The sequence below is a fragment of the Sphaerisporangium sp. NPDC049002 genome, assembly GCF_040649355.1.
Classification (GTDB): domain Bacteria; phylum Actinomycetota; class Actinomycetes; order Streptosporangiales; family Streptosporangiaceae; genus Sphaerisporangium.
This window is the reverse complement of sequence record NZ_JBEZFH010000200.1, coordinates 1-14,344: the sequence shown is the minus strand read 5'-3', so window position 1 is coordinate 14,344 and position 14,344 is coordinate 1. Positions and strand designations below refer to the sequence as shown.

Genomic DNA, 14,344 nt, shown 5'->3' with positions numbered 1-14,344 from the left:
CCCCTGCGGATCGACCTCGCCGGGTGCGACACCTTCCTTGAGGCCGTCGACAGGACCCGGGCCACCTGCATCCAGGCCTGGAGCAACGACATCCCGTTCGCCGAGGTCCTCGGCGTGGCACCCGAGCTCATGCTGCCCTCCTTCGCCGACGATCGCGCCGTGTGCGCCTTCCAGGTCTTCCGCTCCCCCCTCGCCACCTCCGAGTCGACCGGGGACCTCACCTACTCCGAGATCCACCGGCGCCTGCTGTCGCAGGCCGCGGGCGGCGACATCCCGGACGGCGCGATGTGGCACCTGGAGATCGACTCCACCGGCGACATCGTCGGCACCCTCGGCTTCAACAGCAACCTCTTCGAGGAGAGCACGATCGTCCACCTGGCGTCGGAGTTCCACCGGGTGCTGGAGAGCACGGTGACCGCCCCGGACGCGCCGGTGCAGTGGACCTGACCAACCGCGACACACCGTCGAACGACCGAGAAGGCTTGCCAGGCAAGCGAGAGGACAGCGAATGAGTACAGAGCAGGGCGTCGAGCTCAGCGTCGCGACGATCGAGGCGAAGGTCGAGGCCATCTGGAGGGACGTGCTCCAGGTGCCGACCGGCCACGAGGACGAGACGTTCTTCGAGCTGAACGGCGAGTCGATCTCGGCGAACCGGCTCGCCTCGCGGGTCGAGGGCGAGCTCGGCATCTGGATCGAGGTCGGCGACATCTTCGAGGAGGACCCCGACCTCGCGGGCTTCATCCGCACGGTCGTCGAGAAGGCCGCCAACCCGTCGAGGGCGTGACCGTCGACGGCACATCCGTGACGGCCGCGCGGGAGCCTGGCCGCCGCGCGGCCGTACGAACAACTCTGGTGAGGAGAGGTGGTCCCGATGGCGGGACTGATCCGGGTTCAGCCCGATGCCGACCTCGGTGAGGTCGTCGAGATCCTGGAGCGCGACGGAGGCGTGATCGTCGAGAACTTCGTCGACGACACCACGCTGGCCGCGCTGTGGGACGACTTCGCGCCGGCCCTCGACGCCTGCGCCTACGGTGAGGACTGGTACAACGGCAAGCGGACCCGGCGGGTGTCGTCGCTGTTCGCCCGTACGACCCATCTGACGCCCGTGGTGACGCAGCGCCTGTACCTCGGGGCCGCACGCGCGATCATGCAGAAGCCGGTGCCCATGTGGATCGGCAAGTCGCGGGTCGAGATGACCCCGACCATCCAGATCAGCGGCACCCAGTTGATCCAGATCCACTCCGGCCAGGGCAAGCAGCCCCTGCACCGGGACGACGCGCTGCACCTGCGCCGCCACCCCGGCCCGACCAGCCGGGTGCAGTTGATGGTCGCCATGAGCGAGTTCACCGCGGCGAACGGCGGCACGCTGGTCATCCCGGGCAGCCATCACTGGGACGACGAGCGCGCCCCCGAGGCCTCCGAGGCCTACCCGACCGAGATGCCCGCCGGATCTGGCCTGATCTGGCTCGGCGGCGTCTACCACGGCGGCGGGCGCAACACCACCGACGACCCGCGCACCGGCATGACGCTCGCGCTGGACCTCGGCAACCTCCGCCAGGAGGAGAACCAGTACCTGGCGGTGCCGAAGGAGGCGGTGCTGGCCTACCCCGAGGAGGTGCGGCGGCTCCTCGGCTACGACCGCTGCCCCCCGGGCCTCGGCTGGTACGAGATGGAGGACCCGTACGTCGTCCTTGAGGACGGCGACGACCGGATCCCGGCCGCGGCGGCTCCGGTGGGCACGGTGGGCACGGCGTAAGCGGCCGGCAGGCGTTCGGAGACGGCGGAGGTGACCACCTCCGCCGTTTCGCGTTCTCGCGTTCCCTTGTTTGGTGTGCCCTGGAGTACGCGGCCCGGCCGGGTGGCGGAGGCGGGGGAAAGACGAAGGGACCACCGATGCTCGGCGCATCGGTGGTCCCGGTCGGTGCCGTGGTCGTGCTCAGCCGTTGAGCGTGCCGTTCCCGATACGGCGCAGGTGCTCGAACGAGGACAGGTCCGGCACCGTCCAGCCGTCCAGGTCGTACTCGGCGAGGCACTCGTCGACGAAGGCCTTGTACCCGTCGACCTGGCCGTTGGTGATCTGCGCCCCCAGCAGCTCGACGCGCGTGTTCTCGTGGTTGCCGGCGTAGTTGCGCTCGTAGAGCTCGTGGCGCCCGCCGAACTCGGTGCCCACGGCGTCCCAGAGCAGCTTCATGACCTTGATCCGCTCGACGGCGTCGCTGCCGTCCGAACCCCGGACGTACTTGTCCAGGTAGGGCCGGATGTCGGGGTTCTTGAAGTCCTCGGCGCTGGAGTTGATGTAGATCAGCCCGCTGGCGATGTCCTGCTGGATGATCTCCTTGACGCGCGGGTAGCCGATCTGCATGAACCACCGGTACGCCAGCCCGTACGCGGGGTTGGGCAGCAGCGCGCCGTCCTTCCACTCGACCGGGTTGCGTGCCGCCGCGTCGGAGAACGCCCAGAACAGGTTGCGCCAGGCGAGCACCTCGCCGATGCGGGTCTGCACGCCGCGGAAGTCCTTGGACCCGGTCATCTCCGTCGCCTTGATGAGCAGGCCGGCGATGAACTCCAGCTTGACCGCCATGCGGGTGCAGCCGTGGAAGGTGAAGCGCTCGAAGAAGCCCGAGCGGCCGGTGAACAGCAGGGCCTTGCCGAGGTGGCCGTAGACGAAGACGTTCTCCCAGGGGATGAGCACCTTGTCCAGCACCAGGATGGTGTCGTTCTCGTCCATCCGCGAGGAGAGCGGGTAGTCGAACGGGCTCCCCATCACCGTGGAGGTGGCGGTGTAGGACGGCCGGCAGATCAGCTTCATGCCCTTGGCGTCCATGGGGATCGTGGCCACCAGCGCGAACCGCTTGTCCTTGACGGGCAGGCCGTAGTGCGCGATGAAGTTGTAGTGGGTCAGCGCCGAGCCGGTCGCCACCACCTTGGCCCCGCTGACGATGAGGCCGGCGTCGGTCTCCTTCTCCACGTGGACGAAGACGTCCGCGACCTCGTCCGGCGGGCGGTTGCGGTCGACAGGCGGGTGCACGATGGCGTGGTTCCAGAACAGGACCTTCTCCTGGGACTCCCTGTACCAGCGCCGGGCGTTGTCGGAGAAGGGCTCGTAGAAGTCGGCGTTCGCGCCCAGCGTGCCGAGGAACGAGGCCTTGTAGTCGGGGCTGCGGCCCATCCAGCCGTAGCTCATGCGCGACCAGGCCGCGATGGCCTGCTGGTCTCCCACGAGGTCCTCGACGCTGTGCGGCGTGGTGAAGAACCTGTGGGTGTAGCCGTCGCTGCCGGTGTCGGTCGGCTTGGTGAGCACGTCCCGCTTCTCGGGGTCGTGCAGCGCGTCGTACAGCCGTGCCGTCATGCGGATGGGATTGTGGAACGCCGGATGCGAGGTGACGTCCTTGACCCGCTCGCCGTAGAGGTAGATCTCACGGTCGTCGCGCAGGCTCTCGATGTACTCGTCGCCGGTCAGCGGGCGGGTCTTCCGCCGCGGCTCGGCCGTTTCGGCGGCGGCGGGGGCCTGGTCGACTTCCACCGGACTGCTTCCCTCTTCTAGCACCTCAACTCCTTGATGAATCGGTAGCCGTCGAGCGTCGCCGTCCATGGGACGCGCCCGAAGAAAAGTCGCGATCGCACTCGCGGGCCGGCGGAAAGGGTCGGGGAAACGGCGGGAGCCTGATCATCTCCCGCTCGCCGGCGGTTATGGGCGGGCACCCCGCAAGCCTGTTGCGGACCCTAATCGTCACATCCGCGGCTCGCCGCGGGCATCTTTCACGTTGCGGTGTCGGTGCCCCTCACCACGAGACCCGCAATCCAGAAGATGCGTCCGCGGGGCGGGAAATGCGACCTTCGAATGGTGAGCATCGGCGGACGGCCATCCGGCCACGACTTGTTTCCCGCCATCCGGCGGATCTCGCCGGCTCCGCGGATTCTCGTCGGATTCTTTTAGGAGGATATGGTGCTGACGACCGATGTTCCGACGCGGGAAGAGCTTGCCCGTCGTGCGTCCGAACTGGTGCCGCTGCTGCGGAAGAACGCGGCCTGGGCGGAGGAGAACCGGCGCGTCCACGAGGAGTCCATCGAGGCCCTCGCCGACGCCGGCGTCTTCAAGCTGAGGGTGCCCCTCCGCTACGGCGGCTACGAGGCCGACACCCGCACGCTGGTCGACGTGGCGTCGGAGCTCGGCAGGGCCGACGGGTCCACCTCCTGGGTGGCGTCGGTGTACTGGATCCCCACCTGGATGGCGTGCCTGTTCCCCGACCAGGTCCAGGACGAGGTCTTCTCGACCCCCGACGTGCGGATCTGCGGGACGCTGAGCCCGACCGCGATGGCCGCGCCCGTCGAGGGCGGCATCGTCGTCAACGGCAAGTGGGGCTTCATCAGCGGCGCCCTGCACAGCCACTGGCAGGTCGTCGTCGCGATCCTGGTCGGCGGGGAGGGCGAGCCCGCGCCGATCATGGCGCTGGTCCCGATCTCCGACCTGCAGGTCGCCGACGACTGGTACACGGCGGGCCTGAAGGGCACCGGCAGCGTCAGCACGATCGCGCAGGACGTGTTCATCCCGTCCGAGCGCGTCCTGCACCTGGGCGCGGTGGTGCAGGGCCAGCACGCCTCGCAGGCCAACGCCGACCGGCCGATCTACCGGGCCCCGCTGCTCCCGGTCGCCTCCGCCTCCTCGGTCGGGACCGTGGTCGGCATGGCGAAGGGCGCCAGTGAGGCGTTCTTCGAGCGGCTCCCCGAGCGCAAGATCAGCTACACCGCCTACGGCAGCCAGAGCGAGGCCCCGCTGACCCACCTGCAGGTGGCGGACGCGACGATGAAGATCGACGAGGCCGAGTTCCACGCCCACCGCCTGACGTCCCTGGTCGACACCAAGGGCGTCCAGGGCGCGGCGTGGACGCTGGAGGAGCGAGCCAGGGCGCGCGCCGACATGGGCGCGGTGTGCAGGCTGGCGAAGGAGGCCGTGGACATCTTCAGCACGGCCAGCGGTGGGTCCTCGATCTACAGCCACGTGCCGATCCAGCGCATCGCCCGTGACATCCAGGCGGTCAACCTGCACGCCCTGATGCACCCCAACACCAACGCCGAGCTGTACGGCCGGATCCTGTGCGGCCTGGAGCCCAACACGCTCTACATCTGATCCCCGGGCGGACGCCCGGTCGCGATCTTTTTCAGCACGCCTCTCACCGAGAAGGGTTGACCATGGCCACATCCAATTCCTCAGCGACCATCGACGCCGGCGTCACCGAGGCGGACAAGGCCGCCGTGGTCTCCGTCCCCGGCCGCATCGTCGCCGCGTGGGCGAACCAGGACGCCAAGGCGTTCGCCGACGTCTTCACGCCGGACGGGACCATGATCCTGCCCGGGTTCTACCGCAAGGGCGCCGACGAGATCGAGGCGTTCATGGCCGGAGCCTTCCAGGGCCCCTACAAGGGCACCCAGGTGACCGGGCAGCCCATCGACGTGCGGTTCATCAGCGACGACTCCGCCCTGGTGATCACCGTCGGCGGCGTCATCGGGGCCGGCCAGACCGAGCTCGCGGACGAGAGCGCCATCCGGGCGACCTGGGTCGTCGCCCGGCACGAGGGGGAGTGGAAGCTCGCCGCCTACCAGAACAGCCCCCGCGGCGCCGCCTGAAGGCCGGCCGGGAGCCTGATCCCGGCGAGGTGACCGTGCCGGGATGAGCCCCGGCCGGCGCCGGAAGGGCCTTCGCGAAGACTGTGACATCCCACGGCCTGGCGAACGCACCGGAACACCCGGATCATCCGGGACACCGGAGCGCGCGCCAGGCCGCTGGCATTCCGGAAACCGATTTCCCGTTTCCTGGGGGCATTCTGGATATTCCCCCTTTCCGGGGTCTTGTTTCACACAGGGGTTCCCCTTTATCGTTGAATGCGACGCTGTAGTGTGAGCGGCATTACCAATACCGGAGGGCGGTTGCGTCAGCTGGCGGACACCGATTCCACGCGTATTGTGGAAGCATTGTCGAACCATTGAAGAATCGAACGCGAACATACTCCGGCCATGGTGTGAGGTGCCGTCCGGGCCTCCAATCCGGTATCTCTTCTTCCATGTTGCTGGATCATCCATTTCATGTTGACGTGTCCTTCACGACGCGTGTTCTACTGGTGTTGTGTCAGCACCTCGCACGATCCGCGACACGAATCGGGGTGCTGGATGCCGGGGAAGCTCGGCTCGCGGCCTGGCTAGTGGCAAGACCCTTCCGGCGGCGGCAGTCGGCCGCGAGCCGAGGGCCCTGACCAGGGAACCCTCGGTAAGTCCGGGATCCGTCGCGAGGAGTGACTGATGGCGCCCACACCTGACATCTCAGCGATTTCGGCGTCGCGGTCGCCGGTTCATCTGGAAGAGATCGCCGAATGCCTCGGCGGAGCGGTCTACCTCGCGTACGCGCACCGGCGGGAGTCGGGAGTCGTGACCGTCGCGGCGGGCTTCTCACCCGAGGTCGCGCGCGGCCGGGCGCGGGTCCGCGCCTCCGCGCTCGACGCCCTGCACCTGCTCCCGGACGGCGGCGCGCCGCGCCGCGCCGGCGGCGACGGCAGGGAGCTGTGCCTTTCCGACTTCATGCCGGAGCCTCCGCCCGACCACCACGCGCGCGTCACCGGCGTCGGCCTTTTGAGCCAGGAGCGGTACGTCCTGCCCGCCGAGGTCGTGTGGATGGGCGAGCGGGAGTGCCGGGTCGAGCCCACCGCGGTCGGCGTGATCGAGGACGACGGCCCGGAGGGCGTCTCCGGCGCGATCGCCGACCTGCTCGCCCACGACATGGTCACGCGCTGGTGGGCGAGCCCGCGGATGCCGCTCCTGCGGGTGTCCCAGCACCTCGACCTTCTGATCCCTCCCGGGGCGGCCGGCGCGATACCGGCCCTCGGGCTGCGGATGTCGGCGTTCGTGCTCCCCGGCCCCGATTTCCAGATCGCGGTCGTCGGGGTCAGCGGGGAGGGCACCACGATCGCCACGGCCGCCGCCCGCTCGGTGAGGGAAGCGGTCAGCGAGGCGTTCCTGCGCGCGGTGGCGGCGCGGGCGCAACCGTGGAACACGCTGTCGACCGCCGACTCCCTGCGGCGCCTGACCGTGTGGCATCGCGAGGTCGACTACCTGGCCTACCTGGAGTGGTCGGCCCTGGACGCCGATCCGGCGGCGATCGACCGGCCCGAGGTGTGGGACGGCGCGCCCGGCTGGGCCGACATCGCCTGCCGCCGGTTCGGGCACGAGCCGATCCTGGTCGGGCTCGGGGCGTTCGACGATCCGGTGAAGGTGGTCTGCCCCGGCGCCGCCTGCTACCGGACGGTGCCACCCGGCACCACGCTTCCCTGCCCGGTGCCCTAGGAGACGCCGGACTCCGGCCGCCCGATGCCCCAAGAGCCGCCGCCGGGCTTCGCTGCCCGGTGCCCTAGGAGGCGCCGGCGTCGCCGGACTCCGCCCGGCCGCGCTCGTGTACCAGGCGCCAGAGGAACGTGTTGAACAGCTCGCGCTCGTCGGGGGTGAACGGCGCCAGGAAGGCGTCCAGGGCGTTCAGCATCGCCGGGCCGAGTTTGTGCCGGAGCAGCGCCTGGCCCTCGTTCGTCAGCCCGATCGCGTATTTGCGCCGGTCATCGGGATTGCGCGCGCGTTGCACCAGGCCGAGCCGCTCCAGCCCGTCGACGACGCTGACCATGGTGGTCCTGTCGATGCCGTGAGTGCGCGCGAGCTGCTGCTGTGACTGCGGTCCCATCGAGTCGATGGCCGTGAGCACGATGAAATCCTTCGACCGCAGCCCGAAGGGCTCTACCGCCGACTCCAGGATCTCGTTGAAAAGATCGTTGGCCTTGCCCAGCAGGAGGCTGGTGGAGGTGGACAGGAAGCCCGGCAAGGGTACGTCGGAATCACCGCTCACATAAGTGCCTTCCGTAGTCACCTGTCCCATAACGCGCGGCATGTCCCTATCTAGCACGCCTATATATGCCACGAGTGTCACACGCGGGCATGGGCAGCGCAACAACTGATTGCAAATCATCAGCTCTACTGATTGACAGCTTTGCTGATGATCTGCGAAGCTACTTATTGCGTAGGGGGCGAAGGATGGCCTCGGCTGGGGTACACGGGCGCTGGAGGAGGAGCCCATGTCCGCTGGACGAGTCGGCCCTGACACCGGGACGACGTGGGATGAGGTCATCGAGATCTGGGAGGAGGTCCGTGAGATCGTGTCGACGTGGGCCGACTCGCAGGTCGGCGATCGGGAAGTCTGACCGCTGATCCGCCGAGGAGAGGGTGGAGCTATGGGCGGAAACGGGCACGAGTCCGTGCCGACCGCGCGACTCTTGGCCGAGTCCACCGGCTGGCTGCTCAACGACGCGGCGCGCGAGGTCACGCTGATGCTCGAAGAGGCGCTGAAGAGTGACGATCTTCGCTGGCGTGACTACGGAGTGCTCGTCGTGCTCGAAGCGGCCGGGCCGCTGTCGCAGCAGGAGATCGGTCGGCGGCTCGCCGTCGACCGGTCGACGATGGTGCACATCATCGATGTGCTGGAGGAACGCGGGCTCGTCCTGCGCAGCCGCGACCGCACCGACCGGCGGGCCTACTCGATCGAGCTGACCGACCACGGCCGCGCGCTGCTGGTGGAGGTGCTCCACCCGCTGACGGCGGAGGTCCACGGCCGCGTGATCGGCAGGCTCACGCACGAAGATCGCGACCATCTCAACCGGATCCTCGCCCAGCTGGCCGGCGGCCCCTGGCCTCGGCCAGCTATGTGAGGGTTTACGAACCATCTAATCTCTGATAGTTTCTAATCATACATATCCATGGAGCCGGGCAAGGGTCGAGGACCCCGAGGTCCCCCCTGGGTGAGGTACATGGCCAGGAGGCGAGCCATGGACATTTCCGTCATCGGTGTACCCGCTGAAGCGGTAGAGATCTATCGGTACTTCCTTCGACACCGTGGCGACGGCATCGGCTCGATCCGCCAGGCGCTCGATCTGGACCCCGATACGATCGAGGGTGCCATCGAGACGCTGGGAAGACTGTCCCTGCTCGACCTCACCGACCGCCACCGGGTGGTGGCCACCGAGCCGAGAATCGGCATCGAACGCCTCATAGAGCAGCGCCTGAACGAGCTCAACACGGAGATACGCCGCGTTCTGACCACACGCGACGCCATCGCGTCATTCGTAGAGGATCAGCGGCATGGCGAGAACGCGACGTCCGCGCTCGACATCGAGCGGGTGGAAGGCCTCGACCGCGTCCGCCAGCGGCTCGACGACCTTGGATTCTTCTCGTACAAGGAAACGCTGTGCCTGCATCCGGGGGGACCCCTTTCACTCGGCGCCATCGAGACGGCGCTGCCTTTGGATACTCGCTCGTTGCGCCGTGGGCTCGCCGTCAAGGCGGTTTACCATCCCAAGGCACTTGACGATCAGAACATGTCCGCATATCTGCGTGAGGTCGTCAGCCTCGGGGGTCAGATTCACATCACGGAAGACCCCATGGACAGGATGTTGATTTTCGACCGCAGTATCGCGGTCGTTCCCATCCATCCGAAGGAAAGCTCCCGGGGCGCGTTACTCGTGAAGGAGCCCGGCCTGGTCTCCCAGTTGGTCACCTATTTCGACGGGGTGTGGGACGCCGCCACCGATTTCCGCGAGTTCACCGAGCCCAGTACGGACGCGCCGCTTCTCTCCGAGCTGGAGAGAAAGGTCCTGGAGGTGATGGCGAGGGCCGACAAGGACGAGATCGCGGCGCGTGAGATCGACGTCTCCGTCCGGACCTACCGTCGCTACGTCGCGGACCTCATGGCCCGGCTCGGCGCCGTCAACCGCTTTCAGGCCGCACTGCGCGCCAAGGAGGAGAACTGGATCTGACGGTCCTCGTACGGCCCGGCGGCCTCGCGTAGCGGCCTCGGTGGCCCGTGCCGGCCACCGGCCAGGGTGTGGAGGGTCGCGAGTTCCCAGTCGCCGGCCTCGGGATGGGTGAGGATCGCGGCCACCTGGGCGCGGATCCGCGTGTCGGTCGTGTCCTCGTCGATGTGGACGCGGATGGCGATGTGCCCGAGGACGTGCCGGAGATCCTTGTGCCAGTGCCTGGGCAGCAGGGCCAGTATCCGGATCCCGTCGACCGGTGAATTCGGCGCCGTGTTTCCGCCGGCGCGCCGCATCGTCATTTCCACCAGCATCGGACCGCCCCGCTCGTGAAGTTCTGGTTTCTCATTTCTGGCCTCTTCTCTCGGTCGTCGTTTTCGTTCTCGCATCACCAACTCTCCGATATCCACGGCGCCGGGGCCAGACAATTCCGCGACAGCAAGTTGCACGCCGGTAACAGCATCCTGCCAGCCTTGCGCGCCCTTCTGAGGGGGATACTGGTGATCGACGTGCCTCCTTACTCCGGGTCAAAGCACACTCGGAGATGACAGGCGGGAGGGCCAGGCATTTGACTGGTGTGGATCAGAGGAGATGGTCTGATGCTGGTGAGCGTGACCGGCGGTACTGGATTCGTCGGTGCCCATTCGGTCGCGGCGATTGTGCAGACGGGCCACCGGGTTCGCATGCTCGTCCGCGACGTCTCGAAAGTCGGCCGTGCCCTCGCGCCGTTCGGCCTCGGCCGCGACGACGTCGAGGCCGTTCCCGGTGACGTCACCGACGAGGCGAGCGTGGCCCGGGCGACGCGCGGTGCCGACGCCGTGTTGCACGCGGCGTCGGTGTATTCCTTCGACAGCAGGCTCCGCGCGAGAATGCGCGAGGTCAACGGGCGGGGCACCGAACTCGTGCTCGCCGCCGCGCGACGCGCCGGGGCGGGCAAGATCGTCCACGTGTCCAGCATCGTCGCGATGTTCCCGGCGCCGGGCCGGGTGATCGACGAGGGCTCGCCGGTCGGCCGGCCCCGCGAGACGTACATGGCGAGCAAGGCCGAGGCGGAGGCGATCGCGCGCCGGCACCAGGAGGAGGGGGCGCCGGTGGTCATCACCTATCCGCCCGCCCTGCTCGGGCCGTACGACCCGTACCTCGGCGACCAGAACGCGCGCGTGCGAGCCGTGCTCCGCGGGCTCACCCCCATCTGGCCGCTCGGCGGGTTCCCCATCGGCGACGTGCGGGACACCGCCGCGCTGCACGCCAAGGTGCTCGGCTCGCCGGTCGACGGTCCTGACCGCCACTTCGGGCCCGGCCGCTACCTCTCCACCCGGGAGTACGTGAAGGTGCTGCGCGAGGTCACCGGGCGCGCGCTTCCGGCGCTGTTCCTGCCGGCCCGGGGGATGATCCCGATCGGGCTGCTCACCGATCTGGTCCAGCGAGTGTGGCCGTGGCACATCCCCGCCGAGTACGGAGCCATCTACACGTGCGCCTGCGCCACGCGGGTGGCCGAGAACGCCGGCACGTTCGGCATCGCGCCCCGGCCCGTCGCCGAGACCGTCGGTGACACGGTGCGCTGGCTGCGCGAAAGCGGCCATCTGTCCGCTCGGCAGGCGGGGGCGGTACGTCCGAGCCTGACGTCCGTAGGAGCGCAATGAGGGGAGATGCCGCCATGAGCGAGCGGATCGCGACAAGCCCGAGCCTCGACTACCCCGTGATGGGGGCGCCGTTGGGCACCGTGGAGCTTGACTTCGTGCCGGTCTCCGTGCCCAGGCCGGCCAAGGACGGCGCCCGCGTCCGTCCCGACGAGCAGGTGAACGGGGAACGCCAGGAGGACGCCCCACCGCCCCGGTCGATGGGATCGCTTCGGGAGAAGCACGGGGAGCTGCGCGACGCGATCGTCTCCGGCCGCCCCCAGGGGATCGAGCGGCAGCACGCGCTCGGCAAGCGCACGGCGCGCGAGCGGATCGACGCCCTGCTGGACGAGGGCTCGTTCATCGAGCTCGACATGTACCGACGCCATCAGGCACACGGCCTGCGCATGGAGGACAACCGCCCGCACACCGACGGCGTGGTCACCGGGTCCGGCACGATCGACGGCCGCCGGGTGTTCGTCTACGCCCAGGACTTCACGATCTTCGGAGGGTCGCTCGGCGCCGGGCACGCGGCCAAGATCCACAAAGTGATGGACCTGGCGATCTCCACCGGCGCCCCCATCATCGGCCTGATCGACAGCGGGGGCGCCCGGATCCAGGAGGGCGTGGTCGCGCTCAGCGGGTACGGCGGCATCTTCCAGCGCAGCGTCCAGGCGTCGGGGGTGATACCGCAGATCAGCGTCGTGCTCGGGCCGTGCGCGGGAGGAGCGGCGTACACCGTGGCACTGGCCGACTTCGCCTTCATGGTCCGCGACACCGCGCAGCTCTACCTCACCGGGCCCGACGTCGTCGAGGCCGTGACCGGGCAGCGGGTCACCCACGCGGAGCTGGGCGGCGCCGACGTCCACGGCAAGCGCTCGGGCGTGGCCACGTTCGTCCACGACGACGAGGACGGCTGCCTGCAGGACGTGCGGTACCTCGTCTCGATGCTGCCCGGCAACAACCTGGAGTTCCCTCCCAGCGCGCCCGCCTGCGACGCGGCCACGGACGTACGGCCGAGGCTGGCCGAGATCGTCCCGGTCGAGCCGAACAAGCCGTACGACATGCGGGCGGTCGTCGCCGAACTGGTGGACGACGGCGAGTTCCTGGAGATGCACGAGGACTGGGCGCAGAACGTGATCTGCGTGCTGGCCCGCATCGACGGCGAGGTGGTCGGCGTGGTCGGCAACCAGCCGATGGTGCTGGCCGGCGTCCTGGACGTCCACGCCTCCCAGAAGGCCGCGCGGTTCGTCCGGTTCTGCGATGCCTTCAGCATCCCGCTGGTGACGCTGATCGACGTGCCGGGCTTCCTGCCGGGCGCCGACCAGGAGTACGAGGGGATCATCCGGCACGGCGCCAAGCTGCTGTACGCCTACTGCGAGGCCACGGTGCCGCGCATCCACGTCATCGTGCGCAAGGCGTACGGCGGCGCGTACATCGTGATGGACTCGCGCACCATCGGCACGGACCTCTCGCTGGCCTGGCCGACCAACGAGATCGCCGTGATGGGCGCCGAGGGCGCCGTGAACGTCATCTTCCGCAAGGAACTGGCCGCCGCCGCGGACCCCGCGACGCTGCGCTCCGAGCTCGTGGCCGAGTACGCGGAACAACTCATGCACCCCCACTACGCCGCCGAACGGGGGCTGGTCGACGATGTCATCGATCCGGTGCAGACCCGCTCGGCGGTCGCACGCGGGCTGGCGATGCTGCGCAACAAGCGCAAGCAGTCGCCGCAGCGCAAGCACGGGAACGTGCCTCTGTGACGGTCATGCGGGTTGCGGGCGAGTCAGGGGAGAGTGGCGCATGGCGACCGGCCGGTACGTGACATCCGCTCCCGGCAGGGAGCGCATCCCCGAGGCCGTGGCCTACCGCCACGTCCGGGACAACCTCTCGCGGCTGCTGGCGGAACGTCCGGACGCGGTCGGCGTCCCTGTCGCCGCGTGCCCGGAGTGGACGATCCGCGACGTCGTCGCGCACCTGGTCGGGATCTGCGCGCGGGTGACGGGCGTCCCTGTGGAACCACCGTCCGACGCCGGCCTCGCGAGCCTGCTCACCGCGTGGGCGGACCTGGGTGAGCAGGTGGAGCGGCTCGTCGCCGCGGGCGGGGCCCGGCGGGCACCCATCCTGGTGATGGACGCGTTCACCCACGAACTGGACGTCCGCCACGCCCTGGGCGTGCCGCCGCCCGCCACGCACCCGGCGTACCCGGGGGCGCTCGACGTCGTCGTCTCCGGCTTCTCCGCCGAGGCGGACAGGCTCGGCCTTCCCCCGCTGCGCGTCGAGACCGACGGCGTCTTCTGGGTGACCGGCCAGGGAGGTCCGCCGGTGGCCACGCTGGGCGCGCCCCGGTACGACCTGCTGCGCTCGCTCGCCGGGCGGCGCACGTACGCGCAGATCGCGGAGCTCTCCTGGAGCCAGGATCCGGGGCCGTGGCTGCCGGCCTTCGCCTGGGGCCCCTTCGACCCGCCCGAGCGGCCGGCCGAACCCGCGGCGAGCTGAACCCGCGGCGAGCCGAACCCGCGGCGAGCTGAACCCGCGGCGAGCCGAACCCGCGGCGAGCTGAGCAGGCGGGGAGATGAACCCGTGGCGAGCTGAGCCGGGCGTCGCCGTTCGGTGGCGGTAAGTGAGCAAGCCGGAAGAAGACCGTGTCATGAGCGGCCCGGAACAATTGGACGCAGGTTCCCGGCGCCGTCGCGCGAACGCGGCGTGAGGGGAGCACCCCCCCGTGCGGAGACCCGCGCGCCGGGCTCGCGGTCAAGATTCCTGGGATCGAGGTTTGCGCATGGCGACCGAGGCAGTAACGGCCACTCCAGTCCAGTTGAACGCCCTCAACAGCCGGTACCACAAGGCCGGGCTGGGCGTCTTCACGGTGATAGTCCTGGCCCACTG

At 69.1% G+C, this 14,344-nt stretch carries 14 protein-coding genes and 1 pseudogene; 12 read left to right on the top strand and 3 right to left on the bottom strand.

The features are described from left to right. The 3 genes and pseudogenes from AB0B89_RS29190 to AB0B89_RS29180 all read left to right on the top strand — a co-directional run. Positions 1–447: pseudogene (locus AB0B89_RS29190) on the top strand (peptide synthase); the annotation flags it as partial. A gap of 61 nt (positions 448–508) precedes the next feature. Then, positions 509–784 carry a phosphopantetheine-binding protein gene (locus AB0B89_RS29185; protein ID WP_358559225.1) on the top strand — a complete coding sequence of 92 codons (276 nt, stop codon included), beginning with the start codon at positions 509–511 and terminating at the stop codon, positions 782–784. A gap of 87 nt (positions 785–871) precedes the next feature. Continuing rightward, on the top strand, positions 872–1,756 hold the full coding sequence (locus AB0B89_RS29180) for a phytanoyl-CoA dioxygenase family protein (protein WP_358559223.1): 885 nt from the start codon (positions 872–874) through the stop codon (positions 1,754–1,756). 180 nt (positions 1,757–1,936) lie between these two features. Here AB0B89_RS29180 and AB0B89_RS29175 read toward each other — a convergent pair whose 3' ends face one another. Then, a complete protein-coding gene (locus AB0B89_RS29175) occupies positions 1,937–3,547 on the bottom strand; it encodes a 4-hydroxyphenylacetate 3-hydroxylase N-terminal domain-containing protein (protein ID WP_358559221.1) in 1,611 nt (536 codons plus the stop codon). Between the two features lie 399 nt (positions 3,548–3,946). On the opposite strand from AB0B89_RS29175, the gene AB0B89_RS29170 reads away from it, so the two are divergent. From AB0B89_RS29170 to AB0B89_RS29160, 3 genes are all read left to right on the top strand, one after another. Further along, on the top strand, positions 3,947–5,128 hold the full coding sequence (locus AB0B89_RS29170; RefSeq protein ID WP_358559220.1) for an acyl-CoA dehydrogenase family protein: 1,182 nt from the start codon (positions 3,947–3,949) through the stop codon (positions 5,126–5,128). Between the two features lie 62 nt (positions 5,129–5,190). Beyond that, entirely contained in the window at positions 5,191–5,625 is a 435-nt protein-coding gene (locus AB0B89_RS29165) for an SgcJ/EcaC family oxidoreductase (protein WP_358559218.1), read from the top strand. A 669-nt stretch (positions 5,626–6,294) separates the two neighbouring features. Beyond that, the gene (locus AB0B89_RS29160) at positions 6,295–7,332 is read left to right on the top strand and encodes a hypothetical protein (RefSeq protein WP_358559216.1); all 1,038 of its coding nucleotides are present in this window, start codon (positions 6,295–6,297) and stop codon (positions 7,330–7,332) included. Positions 7,333–7,396: 64 nt separating this feature from the next. Here the strand turns inward: AB0B89_RS29160 and AB0B89_RS29155 are convergent, their stop codons facing one another. Beyond that, positions 7,397–7,879: a MarR family transcriptional regulator gene (locus AB0B89_RS29155; RefSeq protein ID WP_358559214.1), complete on the bottom strand. Its 483-nt coding sequence runs from the start codon at positions 7,877–7,879 to the stop codon at positions 7,397–7,399. Positions 7,880–8,105: 226 nt separating this feature from the next. Here AB0B89_RS29155 and AB0B89_RS29150 point away from each other — a divergent pair, with 226 nt between their 5' ends. From AB0B89_RS29150 to AB0B89_RS29140, 3 genes are all read left to right on the top strand, one after another. Further along, entirely contained in the window at positions 8,106–8,231 is a 126-nt protein-coding gene (locus AB0B89_RS29150; protein ID WP_358559212.1) for a hypothetical protein, read from the top strand. 30 nt (positions 8,232–8,261) lie between these two features. Beyond that, a complete protein-coding gene (locus tag AB0B89_RS29145) occupies positions 8,262–8,735 on the top strand; it encodes a MarR family transcriptional regulator (RefSeq protein WP_358559210.1) in 474 nt (157 codons plus the stop codon). A 117-nt stretch (positions 8,736–8,852) separates the two neighbouring features. Then, on the top strand, positions 8,853–9,839 hold the full coding sequence (locus tag AB0B89_RS29140; protein WP_358559208.1) for a hypothetical protein: 987 nt from the start codon (positions 8,853–8,855) through the stop codon (positions 9,837–9,839). Here AB0B89_RS29140 and AB0B89_RS29135 read toward each other — a convergent pair. Next, the gene (locus AB0B89_RS29135; RefSeq protein WP_358559206.1) at positions 9,800–10,138 is read right to left on the bottom strand and encodes a hypothetical protein; all 339 of its coding nucleotides are present in this window, start codon (positions 10,136–10,138) and stop codon (positions 9,800–9,802) included. The two genes, AB0B89_RS29140 and AB0B89_RS29135, sit on opposite strands and share 40 nt — an antisense overlap. Positions 10,139–10,435: 297 nt before the next feature. Between AB0B89_RS29135 and AB0B89_RS29130 the strand changes: the two genes are divergently transcribed. Genes AB0B89_RS29130 through AB0B89_RS29120 form a run of 3 tightly spaced genes read left to right on the top strand, consistent with a single transcriptional unit; the run spans position 10,436 to position 13,954 of the window. Then, positions 10,436–11,479 (top strand): NAD-dependent epimerase/dehydratase family protein, encoded by a 1,044-nt coding sequence (locus tag AB0B89_RS29130; RefSeq protein ID WP_358559204.1) that lies wholly within the window; start codon positions 10,436–10,438, stop codon positions 11,477–11,479. Between the two features lie 14 nt (positions 11,480–11,493). Continuing rightward, entirely contained in the window at positions 11,494–13,218 is a 1,725-nt protein-coding gene (locus AB0B89_RS29125; RefSeq protein ID WP_358559202.1) for an acyl-CoA carboxylase subunit beta, read from the top strand. Positions 13,219–13,258: 40 nt separating this feature from the next. After that, complete coding sequence (locus AB0B89_RS29120; protein WP_358559200.1) at positions 13,259–13,954, top strand: maleylpyruvate isomerase family mycothiol-dependent enzyme; 696 nt, start codon at positions 13,259–13,261, stop codon at positions 13,952–13,954. The last annotated feature ends 390 nt before the right edge of the window (positions 13,955–14,344 follow it).